General features: G+C 63.3%; 15 protein-coding genes. 3 read left to right on the top strand and 12 right to left on the bottom strand.

The features are described from left to right. Positions 1-16 precede the first annotated feature (16 nt). The 6 genes from NHAM_RS17565 to NHAM_RS17540 form a co-directional block, all read right to left on the bottom strand. Positions 17-1,450 (bottom strand): homospermidine synthase, encoded by a 1,434-nt coding sequence (locus NHAM_RS17565; protein ID WP_011511804.1) that lies wholly within the window; start codon positions 1,448-1,450, stop codon positions 17-19. A gap of 149 nt (positions 1,451-1,599) precedes the next feature. Continuing rightward, positions 1,600-2,586: a cation diffusion facilitator family transporter gene (locus tag NHAM_RS17560; RefSeq protein ID WP_041358317.1), complete on the bottom strand. Its 987-nt coding sequence runs from the start codon at positions 2,584-2,586 to the stop codon at positions 1,600-1,602. Positions 2,587-2,788: 202 nt separating this feature from the next. Continuing rightward, complete coding sequence (gene rnk / locus NHAM_RS17555; RefSeq protein WP_011511802.1) at positions 2,789-3,214, bottom strand: nucleoside diphosphate kinase regulator; 426 nt, start codon at positions 3,212-3,214, stop codon at positions 2,789-2,791. Positions 3,215-3,712: 498 nt separating this feature from the next. Continuing rightward, positions 3,713-4,315 carry a GNAT family N-acetyltransferase gene (locus NHAM_RS17550; protein ID WP_011511801.1) on the bottom strand — a complete coding sequence of 201 codons (603 nt, stop codon included), beginning with the start codon at positions 4,313-4,315 and terminating at the stop codon, positions 3,713-3,715. 117 nt (positions 4,316-4,432) lie between these two features. Continuing rightward, on the bottom strand, positions 4,433-5,575 hold the full coding sequence (locus NHAM_RS17545) for a type III PLP-dependent enzyme (RefSeq protein WP_011511800.1): 1,143 nt from the start codon (positions 5,573-5,575) through the stop codon (positions 4,433-4,435). Positions 5,576-6,250: 675 nt separating this feature from the next. Beyond that, a complete protein-coding gene (locus NHAM_RS17540; RefSeq protein ID WP_011511799.1) occupies positions 6,251-6,511 on the bottom strand; it encodes a hypothetical protein in 261 nt (86 codons plus the stop codon). Between the two features lie 151 nt (positions 6,512-6,662). Between NHAM_RS17540 and NHAM_RS17535 the strand changes: the two genes are divergently transcribed. Then, positions 6,663-8,753, top strand: coding sequence for a M3 family metallopeptidase (locus NHAM_RS17535; protein ID WP_011511798.1), 2,091 nt, complete (start codon positions 6,663-6,665; stop codon positions 8,751-8,753). A 72-nt stretch (positions 8,754-8,825) separates the two neighbouring features. On the opposite strand, the gene NHAM_RS17530 is transcribed toward NHAM_RS17535, so the two are convergent. Then, positions 8,826-9,221, bottom strand: coding sequence for an MAPEG family protein (locus NHAM_RS17530; protein ID WP_011511797.1), 396 nt, complete (start codon positions 9,219-9,221; stop codon positions 8,826-8,828). Between the two features lie 88 nt (positions 9,222-9,309). Between NHAM_RS17530 and hemH the strand changes: the two genes are divergently transcribed. Then, on the top strand, positions 9,310-10,347 hold the full coding sequence (hemH, locus tag NHAM_RS17525; protein WP_011511796.1) for a ferrochelatase: 1,038 nt from the start codon (positions 9,310-9,312) through the stop codon (positions 10,345-10,347). Between the two features lie 248 nt (positions 10,348-10,595). Here hemH and NHAM_RS17520 read toward each other — a convergent pair whose 3' ends face one another. Further along, positions 10,596-11,705 (bottom strand): IS5-like element ISNha7 family transposase, encoded by a 1,110-nt coding sequence (locus NHAM_RS17520; RefSeq protein WP_011509106.1) that lies wholly within the window; start codon positions 11,703-11,705, stop codon positions 10,596-10,598. A gap of 76 nt (positions 11,706-11,781) precedes the next feature. Beyond that, positions 11,782-12,789: a KpsF/GutQ family sugar-phosphate isomerase gene (locus NHAM_RS17515; protein WP_041358315.1), complete on the bottom strand. Its 1,008-nt coding sequence runs from the start codon at positions 12,787-12,789 to the stop codon at positions 11,782-11,784. Positions 12,790-12,990: 201 nt separating this feature from the next. Between NHAM_RS17515 and NHAM_RS17510 the strand changes: the two genes are divergently transcribed. Next, positions 12,991-14,691, top strand: a complete 1,701-nt coding sequence (locus NHAM_RS17510) for an outer membrane beta-barrel protein (protein WP_011511794.1) — start codon at positions 12,991-12,993, stop codon at positions 14,689-14,691. A gap of 228 nt (positions 14,692-14,919) precedes the next feature. Here NHAM_RS17510 and NHAM_RS17505 read toward each other — a convergent pair whose 3' ends face one another. The 3 genes from NHAM_RS17505 to NHAM_RS17495 all read right to left on the bottom strand — a co-directional run bounded on the left by NHAM_RS17505 (position 14,920) and on the right by NHAM_RS17495 (position 17,741). Continuing rightward, positions 14,920-16,497: an FGGY-family carbohydrate kinase gene (locus NHAM_RS17505; RefSeq protein WP_011511793.1), complete on the bottom strand. Its 1,578-nt coding sequence runs from the start codon at positions 16,495-16,497 to the stop codon at positions 14,920-14,922. Positions 16,498-16,610: 113 nt separating this feature from the next. Further along, on the bottom strand, positions 16,611-17,171 hold the full coding sequence (locus NHAM_RS17500) for a DUF2478 domain-containing protein (RefSeq protein ID WP_011511792.1): 561 nt from the start codon (positions 17,169-17,171) through the stop codon (positions 16,611-16,613). Between the two features lie 186 nt (positions 17,172-17,357). Beyond that, positions 17,358-17,741, bottom strand: a complete 384-nt coding sequence (locus NHAM_RS17495; protein WP_041358314.1) for a winged helix-turn-helix domain-containing protein — start codon at positions 17,739-17,741, stop codon at positions 17,358-17,360. Positions 17,742-17,795 lie beyond the last annotated feature (54 nt).

Below are 17,795 nucleotides of genomic sequence, written 5' to 3'. Positions count from 1 at the left end.
ATATCGCTCGCGTGGATCACCGTACCAGCACGTTCCTGAACTGCCACGGATCCGACGTATCGATGTCGTCAGGAAAAAGCCCGGGGCGATCGGCGAGCGGCGTCCAGTCGGTGTAGTAGCCCTTCATCGGGCCGAGATAGGGCCGCTGGATTTCGAGGCAGCGGCGGAAGTCCATTTCGTCGGCCTCGACGATACCGGCTTCCGGATTTTCCAGCGCCCACACCATGCCGGCCAGCACCGCCGACGATACCTGCATGCCGGTGGCATTTTGATACGGCGCAATGCGGCGGGTTTCCTCGATCGAGAGCTGCGAGCCGAACCAATAGGCGTTCTTGCTGTGACCGTAGATCAGCACGCCGAGTTCGTCGATACCGTCAACGATTTCGGTCTCATCCAGAATGTGCCACTTCGGCTGCGCCTTGCCTTCCGCGCCGAACATCTCGTCGAGCGACAGCACCGCGTCGTTGGCGGGGTGGTAGGCGTAGTGGCAGGTCGGACGATAAATCACGTTATGGCCGTCGCGAACGGTAAAGTAGTCGGCAATCGAGATCGCTTCGTTATGGGTGACGAGGAATCCGTATTGCGGGCCCGGCGTCGGGCACCATGAGCGCACGCGGGTATTGGCGCCGGCCTGCAGCAGATAGATGGCGGCCTGACATCCGGTGTCGTGCTTGCGGGCATTCTCCGGCATCCACTTTTCGTGGGTGCCCCAGCCGAGTTCGGCTGGCTGAAGACCTTCCGAGACGAATCCTTCGACCGACCAGGTGTTGACGAACACGTTCATCGGCTTCGGCGTCTTTGCGCGCTGGGTATCGCGCTCGGCGATGTGGATCCCTTTGACACCGAGCTTGTGTGCGAGCTGGCCCCAGCCTTCGCGGCTCTTCGGTTCGTTGAACGGCGTGTTGGTATCGCGCGCGATGTCGAGCATCGCCTGCTTGACGAACCACGACACGATGCCGGGGTTGGCGCCGCAGGTGGAAACTGCGGTGGTGCCGCCTTCGCTCTTGCGCTTGGCGGCGAGCAACGTTTCGCGCAGCGCGTAATTGGAGCGTTTTTCGGGGCCGGCGCTCTTGTCGAAATAGAATCCGAGCCACGGCTCGATCACGGTGTCGATATAAAGCGATCCGATCTCGCGGCACATGGTCATGAGATCGACGGAGCCGGTGTCGACCGACAGGTTGACACAGAAACCCTGGCCGTCGCCTTGCGTCAGCAGCGGAACCAGGACGTCCTGATAGTTGTCGCGGGTGATGGCCTGCCTGATGAATCTGACGCCGTGCTTTTTTGCCAGCGTGTCGTCCGCATGCGGATCGATGATGACGAAGCGCGATTTGTCGAACTCGAAATGCTTCTCGATCAGCGGCAGGGTGCCTTTGCCGATCGAACCGAATCCGATCATGACGATCGGGCCGGTGATGCGTGCATGCACGGGCGAAGCATTGGACGGCATCTTATATATCTCCAAATTGTCGGGGGACTTGCGGGCCGGCAAAAGCGGCTGCTGCGCGCTTCTGAAGACGACAAAACGCCGATGAAATCAAGGCCCCGCGCGGTTTCGCGCTATCATGCCGCGGCCAGACGATTACGGATCTCATACGATCATACGACATGGTCGGGTGCGAGCGCACAAGCGACGTCGGCCGATGTCTCGATTTGCAGCGTGGCGTGGCCGATGCCGAAACGGCGCTGCAATTCACGGCAGGTCTCGGTCAGGAATGCATCGCCGGGATTTCCCTCCGGCATGACCAGATGTGCGGTCAGCGCCGTTTCGGTGGTGCCCATCGGCCAGATATGAAGGTCGTGGATCGACGCAACGCCGGGATATCCGGCGAGGAAGGTGCGCACCGCGGCCGGATCGATACCGGACGGTACGGCCGCCAGCGTCATCGCGGTACTTTCGCGCAAAAGGCTCCATGTGCCTGCGACGATGACCGCGACGATGACGAGACTCATCGCCGGATCGAGCCAAAGCCATCCCGTCATCATGATCACCGTGGCGGCAAGAACCACGCCGAGCGAGACGGCGGCATCCGCCATCATGTGCAAGTAGGCGCCCCGAATATTGAGATCGGTCTTGCGGCCCGATGCGAACAGCCACGCGGTGATGCCGTTGATGATGATTCCGATCGTGGCGACGACGATCACGGTCAGGCTCGCGATCGGCTCGGGATGGATCAGCCGCTGGATCGCTTCGAGCAGGATCGCGCCGCATGCGATCAGCAACAGAATCGCGTTCAGCAGCGCGGCCAGGATCGAGGTATTGCGCAGGCCATAGGTCAGACGCGGCGTCGGCGGGCGCTGCGACAACACGGCTGCGACCCACGCCACCAGCAGTCCCAGCACGTCGGACAGGTTGTGCCCGGCGTCGGCGAGCAGCGCCGTGGAATTCGCGGCGAAGCCGTAGCCGGCCTCGACGAGGACGAACGTCGCGTTCAGGCCGATCCCGATCGCGAAGGCCCGGCCGAAATTCGCGGTGTGACCAGGGTCGGCATGACTGTGCCCGCCATGACTGTGCCCGCCAGGATCGCGTTCGTGGCGCACATGATCCCGATGGGAGTGGTCATCATGAAGGGGGCCGCGCTTCATGTGCCAAGTCTATAGCGTTTTCGAGCGAAGTGGATACCGGTTCGCGTCAAGAAAACGCGTCAGAACAAAAAGCTGGAACCCGGCTTTGATGCCATCAAAGCCGGTGATTCTGGCGACCGGTGCAAAGCATAGTCATCGCACCGATATTTTCTAACGTAACGTGCTTGTCCCCGCCTGCGCGGAGGCAAGCACGTCGTCGCTACTATTTGCGAGTCGGCGGCGCCGACCAGGACGACCCGACCGCGATCACCGTCAGGGAACGCCATCCGCCGGACGGTGTTTGAAACTCGATGCTCTGTCCCGCGGACAAGCCGATAAGGGCCGCGCCGATGGGAGTGAGAATCGAGATCTTGCCGGCATCGACATCGGCGTCTTCCGGATAAACCAGAATGACCGTTCGCTTCTGGCCGCTGATATCGTCGATGAACGTCACTTCGGATTGCATCGTCACGATATTGCGGGCGGACCGGTCGGCCGGAATGATTTCGGCGCGATCGATTTCCCGGGCGAGAAATTCCGCCGTCGCGGGATATTTTTCCATCGCGGCCTCGGCAAGGTGCCGCAGGCGATCGATATCGCGCGAGCTGATGGCGATGGCGGGGAGGCGTGTTTGCAGATTGTCGAGCATGTCGTTCACCGCGAGTTGGCCGTGGCGAAGTGATCGTGTTGAGAACGATCACGAGCCAGGGCGGCACGACTTGCGACGACAACGCATCGCTCGATGTGCCAGGATGATAGAAGTGGTCAGTTGGGAATGCAGTCGAACTTGATATATCCCGGACGGCACGGATGCGCGTCCGTCCGGGTCACCTTCCTGCTTGAAGGTGACCGGCGCGCAGCAACAAACGGTTATTGCAAACGTTCGACATCATCATCTCAAGGTAGGGTGATCCGCGCGGAAGTCAATGCTCCAGCAGCTCGGTTCCGACATCCGCATGCGTCGTCGGCATACGCGTTTGCGACGGTTGGGGTCAAACTTGCGGTGAAGTGGTCACGAATATCAAATCCATGGCTCCGCTCGCTGTGAATGGCTCCGTTCGCTGCGGCATTTTGGCGCGAGCTATGGTTGTCAACGCGACGCCCGCCGGATCTCGGCGTCTCCGGCGTTGTTATCGGCTGATGTCGTTCACGCCGCGTGCGGCATCGGCCAGCGGATTGTCCGCTCGCCGTGTCCTTTCGCTGCCGGTGCCAAGGCACCGGTCGGCACGATCAGGCCCGAGGCATCTTCAAGTTCGCCCGCGCGCAGTTCGACCGCCAGCAGCCGGTCGCGTTCGAACGGGCCGGGCAGGGATAGGCTGCCTGTTCTGAGCGCCGAGAAGCCGAAGCGTGAATAATACGGCGCATCGCCGAGCAGGATCACCGCGCCATGGCGGTGCGCCTGCGCAATATCGAGCGCGCGCTTCATCAATGCGGCGCCGACGCCAAGCTTGCGGCATGGTGCATCGACCGCGAGTGGCCCCAGCACCAGCGCCGGGATGCCGCCGGCACTGACGTGCCACAGCCGCACGGTCCCGATCAGGTTGCCGTTGCCCACCGCCGCCAGGGCGAGGCCTTCGGCCGGTTTCCGTCCGTCGCGCAAACGCTGGCAGGTTCGCGCGTGCCTGCCGTCGCCGAAGCTCGCATCCAGCAGCGCTTCGCGCGCGGCGACGTCGGAGACACGTTCCGCGCGGATCGCGAACGGGGTGGCGCCGGATGAGAGGGGAGCGGTCGTTTTCCAAACAGCGGTCATGGCGCGTCAGTCCCCACGCGAACGGCCGCAAGGGCCGCCCCGCGTGTTGCCAGGAAGGGGTGGTTTAGTCCGGGGCTACCTCTCCCTCCCGCAAACGGGGAGAGAGAGGTGAAGTGATCAGATGTGATACGTCTTCAGCGGCGGGATGCCGTTGAAGGCCACTGACGAGTAGGTCGACGTATAGGCGCCGGTGCCCTCTATCAGCAGCTTGTCGCCGATCTCGAGCGTCACCGGCAGCGGATACGGCTGCTTCTCGTAGAGCACGTCGGCCGAGTCGCAGGTCGGACCCGCCAGCACGCACGGCGTCATCTCGGCGCCGTCATGCGGTGTCCTGATGGCGTAGCGGATCGACTCGTCCATGGTTTCGGCAAGGCCGCTGAACTTGCCGATGTCGAGATAGACCCAGCGGTTCTCGTCGTCGTCGCTCTTTCTGGAGATCAGAACGACTTCCGTCTCGATCACGCCGGCGTTGCCGACCATGCCGCGGCCCGGCTCGATGATGGTCTCCGGGATCTGGTTGCCGAAGTGCTTGCGCAGCGCGCGGAAGATCGACCGGCCGTACTGCACGACCGGCGGAACGTCCCTGAGGTACTTGGTCGGGAAGCCGCCGCCCATGTTGACCATGGTCAGGTTGATCCCGCGCTCGGCGCAGTCACGGAATACTTGCGAGACCATCGCCAGCGCACGGTCCCACGCCTTCACCTTGCGTTGCTGCGAGCCGACATGGAACGAGATGCCGACCGGCTCGAGGCTCAGGCGCTTGGCGAGGTCGAGCACATCGACCGCCATTTCCGGGTCGCAGCCGAACTTGCGCGACAGCGGCCACTCGGCACCGGCGCAATCGTACAGGATGCGGCAGAACACCTTCGCACCGGGAGCGGCGCGTGCGATCTTCTCGACCTCGGCGGTGCAATCCACTGCGAACAGGCGAATACCGAGCGCGTAGGCACGCGCGATGTCGCGCTCCTTCTTGATGGTGTTGCCGAAGGAGACGCGGTCCGGCGTCGCACCGGCGGCCAGCGCCATTTCGATCTCGGCGACGGTCGCGGTGTCGAAGCACGAGCCGAGCGAGGCCAGCAGGCTCAGCACCTCGGGCGCCGGGTTGGCCTTCACCGCGTAGAACACGCGCGAATCGGGCAACGCCTTCGCAAAGGTCTGGTAGTTGTCGCGCACGACGTCGAGATCGACCACGAGGCAGGGCTCGGTGTCGTTGCCTTCGCTGCGGCGGTTGCGCAGGAATTCCTGAATGCGTTCGGTCATAGCACTCTCCCGAACGGCCCAGCGATGGGATCCGTTCAAAAAATTGTTCTCGGACATGAGCGCTCTGGCGATGCCGCACGATGGAGACGCGACAAAGCCTCGAACTCAGTACCGAGTTGTGCTGCCGTGGATTGGTTGGGATAATCCCGCCCGCACACCTGGCAATGAAGGACAAGCCTTTTCAGTAGCCCGCGCCGGCGGTGGAAGGCCGGTAGAGACCAAAAAAGCCCGATCCGTCGTTGCTTTAAGTCGCGTCCCCCGTTGAGAGCGGGGTGCGCCGGTTCGCCTCCGGCTGCCAGTCACGGTTGCAAGGAGCGAAGTGCCTTCAACGGCATCCCTGGAGAGAGATGCTGGCCTCTCAGTTCCGATCGATCCGACCGACCTGAGCGACCCTCGGCTGCTTCACCCTTGGCGGCTGTCCGGCCTCTTGTCCGGATACCCACCGACTGACACACGACCACAGGCACGTGCGAAATTGGGCAGGAGCGGACATAAGTGTTTTGATCCGGCTTCGCAACAATTTTCTTGGGAGCGCGACGCGGTTTCCCCACGCTGCGGTCGATATGACGCGCAAGCGCGCGCCGAGGATGAACGGATGTTCAAGTTGTTTAATGAAACGACAAGTGAGCTTGGCACACAGGAAGCAAGGTTAGCCCTGTGCCGCAGCGGTTTCCGTCACGCGCGCCGGACGAAGGGTTCGACGCGCTGGGCGGCGCGGATGAAGTTGATCATCACGAACACGCCGATCGCGAACAGCACCGCCTGGAGGATGTGCGCCTCCGTTACGCTGAGCCCGAACAGGATGGCGAGCGCCCAGCCGCCAGCGAAGGCGGCACCGAAAACTTCCGCGCCGATCAGGATCGCCGCCGAGATGACGGTGACGACGCTGGACCAGACGATCCGGCGCGGGGCGGAAGGGGTAGGTTGCGAACTCATGTCAAGAAATCCCGTTGCGGGTGGCAATCTCTCCGAAAATGCCGGCCACGGCAAGCGCCAAAGGCCTTAAAAAGCCCCGCCGGGTGTTATAGCTTTGATGTCTTCCGGGTAGCGGCAGAAATGTGCAGCAACGGGCAAAAGCAGGACCCCCATGTCAGACACGCCTCAATCGCCGCCATCCGCCTCCGACCTGGACAACCCGTTGCTGAAGCCGTGGCAAACGCCCTTCCAGACCCCGCCGTTCGGCGAGATCGCGCCGGAACACTTCCTGCCGGCCTTCGAACAGGCGTTCACCGACCATGCCGCCGAGGTCGCCGCCATCACTCACGATCCCTCGGCGCCGGACTTCGCCAACACCATCACCGCGCTGGAACGCTCCGGCAAGTTGCTCGCGAAGGTGTCGGCGGTGTTCTACGACCTGGTGTCGGCGCACTCCAATCCGGCGCTGCTCGAGATCGACAAGGATGTCTCCTTGCGGATGGCGCGGCACTGGAACCCGATCCTGATGAACGCGGTGCTGTTCGGCCGCATCGCGCAGCTTCACGAGAATCGCGTCACGCTCGGACTGACGTCCGAACAGTTGCGCCTGCTGGAACGCACCTACACCCGCTTCCACCGGGCCGGCGCTGGGCTCGACGATACCGCGAAGACGAGGATGGCCGAGATCAACGAGCGGCTGGCCCATCTCGGCACCAGCTTCAGCCACCATCTGCTCGGCGACGAGCAGGAATGGTTCCTGGAACTCGGCGAGGGCGATCTTGACGGACTTCCGGGTAGCTTCGTCGCGGCCGCGCGCGCCGCGGCCGAGGAGCGCGGGCTGCCCGGCAAGGCGATCGTAACCACCTCGCGCTCCTCGATGGAGCCGTTCCTCAAGAGCTCACACCGTCGCGATCTGCGCGAGAAGGTCTACAAGGCCTTCACCGCGCGCGGCGACAACGGCAACGCCAACGACAACAACGCGACCATCGTGGAGATCCTCGCGCTGCGCGAGGAAAGCGCAAAACTCCTGGGCTACCCGACCTTCGCCGTCTACCGGCTTGAGGACTCCATGGCCAGGACGCCGCAAGCCGCCCGCGACCTGCTGGAGCGGGTCTGGAAGCCGGCCCGTGCGCGGGCGCTCGCCGACCGCGATGCCTTGCAGGCCCTGATCGCCGAGGAGGGCGGCAACTTCACCCTCGCGCCGTGGGACTGGCGTTACTACGCCGAAAAGCTGCGGCATGTCCGCGCCGATTTCGACGACGCCGCGATCAAGCCATATCTGACGCTGGAGGGCATGATTGCCGCTGCCTTCGACTGCGCGCATCGGCTGTTCGGGCTCACCTTCTCCGAGCGCAAGGACATCCCGGTCTGGCATCCGGACGTTCGGGTGTGGGAGGTGAAGGATGCCTCGGGCAAGCATCGGGCGCTGTTCTACGGGGATTACTTCGCTCGCGCCTCGAAGCGGTCCGGCGCGTGGATGACATCGCTGCGCGACCAGCAGAAGCTCGACGGCGAGGTCGCGCCGCAGGTCGTGAACGTCTGCAACTTCGCCAAGGGCGCGGAGGGCCAGCCCGCGCTGCTGTCGCCGGACGATGCGCGCACCCTGTTTCATGAGTTTGGTCATGGTTTGCACGGCATGGCGTCCAACGTGACCTATCCGTCGCTGTCGGGCACCAGCGTGTTTACCGATTTCGTCGAACTGCCTTCGCAACTCTACGAGCACTGGCAGGAACAGCCGCAGGTTCTGCGGCAATTCGCAAAGCACTACCAGACCGGCGAGCCGCTGCCGGACGATCTGCTCACGCGCTTCCTCGCGGCGCGGCAATTCAACCAGGGCTTCGCCACCGTCGAATTCGTCGCCTCGGCGCTGATCGACCTGGAGTTCCACAGCCAGCCGGCCTCAGAGGTTCGCGATGTCAGGGCTTTCGAGCGTACTGAACTGGAGAAGATCGGCATGCCCGCCGAGATTTCGCTGCGGCACCGGCCGACCCAGTTCGGCCACATCTTCTCCGGCGACCATTATGCCGCCGGCTACTACAGCTACATGTGGTCGGAAGTGATGGACGCCGATGCCTTCGGCGCCTTCGAGGAGAGCGGCGACATCTTCGACCCGGCCACCGCGAAGCGGCTGCACGATGACATCTATTCGTCCGGCGGTTCGCGCGATCCGGAAGAAGCCTACGTCGCGTTCCGCGGCCGCAAGCCGGAACCGGAGGCGCTGTTGCGCCGTCGCGGGCTCGTCGAAGAGCCGCAGGCGGCGTAGGGCGCTTCGTTCTGGAATTCGACCAGTCCCGGCACGATAGTTGGTTTCATTGATCGCGTTTAAGCCGGCCTCTTAAGGCAGCCAGTGCCGGATCGCCGGCAGGAAGAAAATTGCGGTGTTGATCGCAAAGCCGATGCTCCAGAGGATCGATCGCAGCGTCGGCCGGTCGCCGAGATAGGTCAAAACATAGGCGGCGCGCACGATCAGGAACAGGATCGCCAGCTCGTCGATCAGATGCTGGGGCGAGACGCGGAATTCCGCAAGCAGCACGGCCGCCGCGAAAAACGGAAAGGCCTCGATGCCGTTCAGGTGCGCCCCAAGCGCGCGGGCGCGCAGCGGTTCCTCGTAGAATCCGGGATCGCGCGGGCGGGCGTTGTCGAAGCGGGGAGACCCCAGCGCCTTGAACGGCACGATCGTCAGCAGGTACAGAATGACCGCCCCGAAGACACACCATTCGGCGACCGTCATGGCAAACCCCCTCCGCGGTCAACGCAGCAACAGTATCGGCAGATACGCGGGCTTGACAAGAACGGGCCGGCGCGCGAATCCAGACGGTATGACAGTCGTTATACCTATCGGCAGGGGCCGGAGCCCGGCGGGTGCGTCGCGCGAACGCGTCGGCGTTTTGCTGGTCAATCTCGGCACCCCCGATACGGCCGATGCCCGCGGCTTGCGGGTCTATCTGAAGGAATTCCTGTCCGATCCGCGCGTCATCGAGAAGCAGGGCCTGGTCTGGAAGCTGGCGCTGAACGGCGTCATTCTGAATACCCGCCCGCGCCGCAAGGCGCGCGACTACCTGAAGATATGGAACACCGAGCAGAACGAGTCGCCCCTCAAGACCATCACGCGTGCGCAGTCGGACAAGCTCGCGGCTGCCATTGCCGATCACGGCCATGTCGTCGTCGATTGGGCGATGCGCTACGGCAATCCGTCGATGCGCTCGCGCATCGCGGCGCTGACGGCACAGGGCTGCGACAGGCTGCTGGTGGTGCCGCTCTATCCGCAATATTCGGCGGCTACCTCCGCCACGGTGTGCGACGAAGCATTTCGCGTGCTCGGCGAGATGCGCGCGCAGCCGACGCTGCGGGTGACGCCGCCATACTACGACGATCCCGATTATATCGACGCGCTGGCGGTTTCGATCGAGAGGCATCTCGCCTCGCTCTCGTTCACGCCCGAAATCATCATGGCGTCATTCCACGGCATGCCGCAGGCATATATCGACAAGGGCGATCCTTATCAGGCGCAATGCGCAGCGACCACCGAAGCCCTGCGCAAGCGGATGGGGCTTGATGCGTCGAAATTGATGCTGACGTTCCAGTCGCGCTTCGGCTTTGATCAGTGGCTGCAGCCTTACACCGACAAGACCGTCGAGAAACTGGCGAAGGACGGCGTGAAGCGTCTGGCCGTCGTCACGCCCGGATTCTCTGCTGATTGTCTGGAGACGCTGGAGGAAATCGCGCAGGAGAATGCGGAGATCTTTCGCCACAACGGCGGCGAGGAGTTCAGCGCGATTCCCTGCCTGAACGACAGCGATTCCGGCATGGACGTGATCCGGAAGCTGGTGCTGCGCGAGCTTCAGGGCTGGATTTAGTCTGGAGCCTTTTCGCTTCTGATGGAATCAGAAGCGGGATCTATGATTTTGATTTGATGCGTTTTCTTCACGCGAACCGGTATCCATCTCCGGGTCAAGCCCGAGGACATGCTTCGCTCGAAAACGCTCTAGCAGGCTGTTGAAGAAGTTTCCCACGGAGACGGATATGGAATGGAGTCAGCGTGATCTGCGGGCGGCGCCACCATCAGGGTCCTGATCGAGCATCTTGACGGTGCACGACTTGTGTTTCACGCGGCGGCTGCCAGGAGTTTGGGCAAGCGGATCAGGTTGTAGGCCGCCAGCGCCAGGGTGAAGGTGGCGTTGACGCGGTCGCGGCCTCGCAGCTTGATCTTGGCAAGTCCGGCGGAGGCCTTGATCCAGCCGAACACCTCCTCGATGCGCTTGCGACAGCGTTGGCTGACGGCATATCCGGCATGACGGAGAGTCCTCTGGTCGATCGCGGTCTTGCGCGGCTTTCCGGTCTTGCTCAAATGCCCGTCGATGGCGATGTGCGGCGTGACCGAACGCCGTCTTAAGTCCTCGACGAATGCGGTGACGTCATAGGCCTTGTCGGCGCCCAGCGTGATCCGCCGCTCGCTTTGGCCGCGGTGGCAGTCGATCAGCGCCAACGCCTGATCCCGCTCCGCCGTTCCGGTCGCCCGGCTCACGCCACCCAGCACCGCCAGTCCGTTGCGGTTCTCCATCAGGGCATGGCCGATGTAGCAAAGCTTCGCCGGCTGGCCGCCGCCCTTCTTATAGAGCCGTGCCTCGGGATCGGTCGTGCTCTGATGCGTCTCGTTGCAGCGCTTCTCGTTGTGGAAACTGCGCTCGGCGTTGCGTCCCGGTCCATCACTGTCCTGGTCACCGCCGTCCTTGCGCCGGAAGCTCTTGATCGATGCCCACGCCTCGATCAGCGTGCCGTCGACCGAAAAATGCTCGCTTGATAACAGCCGCTTGACCTGGTGCTGCCCCATCAGCGCGTTCAAGAACTTCGCGGCGATCTCACCTTCAAGCAATCGGTCGCGGTTCTTCGAGAAGGTCGAGTGGTCCCACACCGGGTCGTCCACGCCCAAGCCCACGAACCAGCGCAACAGCAGGTCGAACTCCAGCCGCTCCATCAACTGCCGTTCCGAGCGGATCCCGTAGAATGCCTGCAGCAGCATTGCCCGAAGCAGCTTCTCCGGTGCGATCGAGGGACGGCCGAACGCCGTGTAGAGCTTGTCAAAGTCCCTCGACAGATCATTCAACGCCGCGTTCGCGATCTGTCGGATCGTTCGCAGCGGATGGTCGGAGCGAATCCGAGCCTCCAAGTCCACATAGCTGAACAGCGAGCCTGACCGTTCGTCGCTTCCCCGCATCGCTCCCCCCTCGACGCATCCGCATCAAGAGAATCATGCCCAGAACCGCTGCGCCAGAGACTTCTTCAACAGCCTGCTAGGCTACGCCTGCGCGCAGCAGGTCGTGCAGATGCACGATGCCGACCGGCTTTTTCCCGTCGGTCACGATCAGTGCGGTGATCTTCGACGAGTTGAGGATTTCCAGTACCTCGCCCGCCAGAAGGTCGCGTCCGATCGTCTTCGGGTTTTTGGTCATGACATCGTCGACGCGGACGGTCATCAGGTCGGGGCGCATGTGACGGCGCAGATCGCCGTCGGTGACGATGCCGACGAGGTGTCCGTGGCCGTCGATGACGCCGACGCAACCGAACCCCTTCGATGTCATCTCGACCAGCGCATCGGACATTTTGGTGCCGAGCGGTCTCAGCGGGATGGCGTCGCCGCTGTGCATCAGGTCACGAGTGTATTTCAGCAGCGCGCCGAGTTTTCCGCCCGGATGTAGAACGCTGAAGTCGACCGAGGTGAAGCCGCGGCCCTCCAGCAGCGCGATGGCGAGCGCATCGCCCAGCGCGAGTTGCATCAGCGAGGACGTCGTCGGCGCGAGGTTGTGCGGGCAGGCTTCGCGCGCCCTGGGCTGCACCAGCACGACATCGGCGGCTTTGCCCAGAGTGGAGTCGCGCTCGGCGGTCATGGCGATCAGGGCGATACGAAAGCGCTTGGCATAGGTGATGAGGTTTTTCATCTCCGGCTGCTCGCCGGACCAGGACAACGCCATAATGACGTCGTCGGCGGTGATCATGCCGAGATCGCCGTGACTGGCTTCCGCTGCATGAACGAAGAAGGCCGGCGTCCCGGTCGATGCGAAGGTCGCCGCGATCTTGCGGCCGATATGGCCGGACTTGCCGAGGCCGGTGACGATCAGCCGCCCTTTGGCTTTGCGGATCATGTCGGCGGCAGCGGCGAATGCGGGGCCGAGATCGGATTTGAGCGACGCGGCGAGCGCAGTCACGCCGCCAGCCTCCGCCTCGAATGTTCGCAACGCGGACTCGATGGCCGCGTTGGCCTGATCGGTCATGGCGACCGTCCGTGATTTTAATGAGGTCATGCCTGGTTCCGTAATGGGACGGAGAAGCGCCGTTCCGGTCTATTGACCGTGCTTAGCACGGCTGCTTGTGCGATGCGATGCAGGCTGTCGCAATCTCAACGGCCCATTAACCATAATTGTTTTAACTCCATTAACGATAAGGTCCGCCGCGCCTCCGGCGAACTTTTGTAAATATATGTTATTGTTGGAGTTATTTTGATCGTGACTTGGGGTCCAGCGACGGGCCGCCGGCAGCGCGCATTAACGTGGCGCGCGGTTTTGGCCTGCCTTGCCCTCATAGCTCCGGGATGCTCGGCCGCCGAAGCGCAAACACTCACCCGCGATCTCATGAATCCGGCCCGTGGCGGATTTTTTCAGCCGCAGGATTCTGGCCTGCGCCGGATCAGCGATGCCGGCGACGGTGACGATGCCGCGCCGCCCTCGTCGACAATAGCCCCGTCGCGCATCGGCAGTATCCCCACCTATGGCGTGCCCGCGGCGACAGGTGCGGGCGACACCGGTTACGATTCGCTCAATCGCCGGCGCAAGAAGCCGAGGCCCTATCCCGGCGCGACCAAACCGAAACGGCCGCCGGGGCCGGGCAACTTCGTCGCCGCTCCGCCGCCACCGCCGTTGTCGGTCCCGCCGTCATCGACCGCGAACACTGCTTCGATCGCACCCGCGATGGCGGGGAGGGTGGAGGGACAGCCCGCGCGCCGCCGCCTGAAGCGGGATGACGATCCGTTCGGCGCCGTGGGCAATTATGTCGGCAGCTTCCTCGTCAAGTCAGCGGTCGAGTTGTGGGGCGGCTACGACACCAATCCCGGCCGGTTCCGTAACCCCAAGGGTTCGGCGTTTTATATGGTATCGCCCGAGTTCGTCGCCGCATCCGACTGGGAGCGCCACGCCCTCCTCGTCGATCTGCGCGGATCGTTTACCGGGTATGGCAAAACATTTCCGCCTGATATCGACAGTGCAGGTCAGCCGATCGTGTCGCCGGTACCGACGAACGTGGATCGGCCGGATTTCACCGGCAGGGTCGATGGACGTCTCGACGTTACGCACGACACCCGCATCAATTCGGAGCTGCGGTTGCGGATCGGTACCGACAATCCCGGCAGCCCCAATATCCAGGCCGGCCTCGAGAGGTATCCGCTCTATGCGACCACCGGCGGGACCGCCGGCATCGAGCACGACTTCAACCGGCTGCAACTCTCGCTGAACGGGACCGCAGACCGCACCACCTATCAGAATTCGCGATTGACGGATGGCACATCGACGTCCAACGACGATCGCGACTTCAACCAGTATGGCGCCGTGGCGCGCGCGAGCTACGAACTGCTGCCCGGCGTCAAGCCGTTCGGCGAGGTCGAGGCGGACACGCGCGTCCACGACACGCGGTTCGATCGCAACGGCTTCCAGCGCGACTCCAACGGCGGCTACGCCAAGGTCGGGAGCAGTTTTGAGCTGACGCGGCTGCTGACCGGCGAAGCCTCCATCGGCTATGCCGCGCGGAGCTATGCAGACCCGCGCCTCAACCAGTTGACCGGACTGCTCACCGACGCATCCCTGATATGGTCGGCGACGCCGCTGACCACGGCGAAGTTCATCTCCGTCACCTCGGTCGATGAATCTACGCTGGCCGGCGTCTCCGGGGTGCTGACGCGTACCTATACCTTCGAGGTCGATCACGATTTCCGCCGCTGGCTGACCGCGATCGGCAGGTTCACCTATGGTACGCGGGATTATCAGGGCTCCAGCCGCTCCGACGAGATCTACTCGCTTTCCGGCGATCTCGTTTACAAGCTGACCCGCGAATTCCAGATCAAGGCCCAGGTGCGCCGCGATATTCTGGCCTCGAACATTTCCGGCGCGAGTTCGGCGTCGACCGTGGTGATGCTCGGCGTCCGGTTGCAGCGCTAGAGACGATCGGGCATTTCAGTGCGTCATGGCAGCAAATAGCTGGAACAATGGAATCGCTTCGCTTAGATGGCTTCGTGTTTGAATGAAACATCTCGATCACTGTCATTGCCGGGCTTGACCCGGCAATCCATCATTTTCGAAAGAAGATGGATGCGCGGGTCAAGCCCGCGCATGACGGCCAAGATTAGGCTGAAAACGAATGTGGCTCTGCCGGCCCGTTGCCTCCCATCAAGCGAGCCGCGATACCGCCCGGCGATGCTCGTGCATCAATAGAAACGCGCGGTAACGCCGGTCGAAAAAATCGCGCGCCGCAGCGGCTGGCTGCACGGTTCGGCCGATCCGGGTCATCGCCGCAGCCGCCGCCGTGACCGACGGATAAAGCCCACAGCCGGCGGCGGCGACACATGCGGTTCCCAGCAGCACCCCGTCGGGTTGTTCGGGCAGCGATACCGCGACATCGGTGGCGTCGGCGTAGAGCTGGACCAGCAGCTGGCTCGCAGCATGGCCTCCGGTCAAGCGGATATGCGCGATGGCGTAGCCGGCGTCGTTCAGCGCATCGATGATGTGCCGCGTTCCCAGCGCGATGCCCACAGCGGTCGCGAAATAAAGCCGGGTCAGCGAATGGGCCGAGGCATCGAGACGCAGCCCGTGGATCACGCCGACCGAATCGGGATCGGCGAGCGGGGAGCGGTTTCCGTGAAAGTCCGGCAGCACATGCAGGTCGTCGACGAATGCGAATCCGTCGGCGGCGAGCGCGGCCTCGATCCGCGCCGCGATCACCGCGTGCCGATCCGCGCCAAGCGATTGTCCCTCGGCGTGGAGGTCGAGAATGTGATCGAGCAACGAGCCGGTGGCCGATTGACCGCCTTCGTTCAGCCAGTGGCCAGGTAGCATCGCGTCGTAATAGGGGCCCCATAGGCCGGGAATTTGCCTGGGGTCGGGCGAGGCCGCCATGTGACACGAGGAGGTGCCGGCGATCATGGCGAGAGTCTCGTTGAGGCCGGTTGCGTCGAGCCCGCCGAGCACGCCGATGCCGCCGGCATGGGCATCGATCGCGCCGACGCCGACAACGCAGTCGCGCGGCAGGCCAAGCTGGCCGGCGCTTTCGGCAGTCAGCGGGCCGGCGCTTGTTCCGATCGGCAATGTCGAGGCGGGAAGCGATGCCCGATCCTGCAAATCATCGAGCCCGACGCGCGACAGGAAATCGCTTTGCCAACCCGGCTTCTCGTGGGCGAGATAGGTCCATTTGCATGTTACCGTGCAGGTGGAGACCGCGGCGCGGCCGGTCGCCTTCCAGGTCAGGAAGTCGGTGAGGTCGAGCATAAGCCCGTAGCGGTGCCAGGCATCGGGGCAATGCCGCTTCAGCCAGAGCAGCTTCGGGATTTCCATTTCCGGCGACATCACATTGCCGACGTGATCGAGCACGCGATGGCGGGTGGCGGTGATCTCGTCGGCTTCCGCGGTGGCCCGATGATCGGCCCACATGATCACGTTCCAGCGATCCTCGCCGGTCAGAGAGGCTGTGACCGGCCGGCCGGCGCGGTCAAGGGTGACGAGCGAGCAGGTGGCGTCGAAGGCGATGCCCTTGACCGCTTCGGCAGCGATGTGTCCGGCCGTAATGGCTCCGCGCACAGCCTGGCAGACCGCCGTCCAGATTTCATCCGAGCTGTGTTCGGCATGACCGGGTTCAGGGTGTGCGGTCGCGAACGGAGCTTCGGCGCGCGCAAGCAGAACACCGCGCTTGTCGAACACGCCGGCGCGTGCGCTGCTCGATCCGACATCCACTGCGATCACGAGGTCCGGCATCCGGCATCTACCGATGAAACGCGACTGTTGTGTCAAACGTCATGCGGGTAGACAAGCGGTTCCGACTGACAAACACGACGTCGGCAGGCCAGTGGCTTTCCGGAACGAGCAACCTATTTGATAACTTCGCACACCGTCAAATGATCGGGTCGGCGCAGGCTGCCGGCACGGGCCGACACGAGGCTCCACCACGCATCCAGCGATTCGCGGTCGCAATGCAATTTGACGGTCATGCCGCCGGCGAATGTGATCCAGTCCGCAAAATGGTGGCTCGGCACCGCGATCACGACCGGAATATCGGCGCCGAGTGCGTACTCGACCAGATGGGCAAGGCCCTTGCCCTCGCGCTCCTGCCGGCCAAAGCGGTTGACGATCAGGATGTCCGCACCCTCGTCGAGGGTCCTTGCAATCCGTTCGCCGGCGCCGGTCAACTGTCCGAGGTCGAGCCGGCACCCCGAACAGGCGTCCATATCCTGAAACAGCCGAAGTTGCTCGCCGGTAGGCACCAGCGTTGCTGACAGGCTCGCATCGGGGTAGTGGCGGCCCAGCTGAACGATGCCCACGGCCCGGTGGCCGTTTGCGTTCAGACCGGAGGCGAATTCATGCAGGATCTGGTCGGGGTCCTGGTCTTGCGTATAAACCAAAGCGGCAAGGTCGCATTGGGCGTCGAACATGGTCCGCCTCCATTCAACAGCGCGGCAGCGCTTGCCGTGATCCCCGGCCTTTAGTCGATATATTTAATCATATATCACGAATGAAACGATAAAGCCAGAGCGGGGCGCCTCGGGCTATGAAAGTAAGGGCGTGAGCGGTGGGGCAGCGGCAAAGGCGGCCGCCCAGTCTTGCCGGGCGTGGGCTTGCTATCGTTCCGCGCTTCTCTTTGCGTGCTTGATATCGTTTCGCAGCGCTTCAAGGTCCTTGCGGGCCGCGCTGGCGGCATCGCGCTCGATCTTGCGATAACGCGCGACCAGGGAGATGCCGAATGGGGTCAGGACCGCGCCGCCGCCATTCTTGCCGCCGGTCTGCCGCGCCACCGCCGCCTGGCGGCAGATGCGGTTTATTTCATCGACGAGATCCCAGGCGCGCTTGTAGGACATGTTCATGGCGCGCCCGGCGGCCGAGATCGAGCCGCAAGCCTGTATGCTCTCGAGCAACGCGATTTTGCCCGGTCCAATACGGCCTTTCGCGTCGAGATCGATCCGCAAGCTCAATGAGGGTAGTGATCTGTTGGAAGAGGCCTGCATGTCATGCCCGATGGAATCTGGAGATTGAAACTATACATCATTCTATATCGAGCG

It is taken from the genome of Nitrobacter hamburgensis X14 (assembly GCF_000013885.1).
GTDB classification, from domain to species: domain Bacteria; phylum Pseudomonadota; class Alphaproteobacteria; order Rhizobiales; family Xanthobacteraceae; genus Nitrobacter; species Nitrobacter hamburgensis.
Note: the sequence above shows the minus strand (reverse complement) of the source record. Positions and strands in the feature narration are given on the sequence as shown.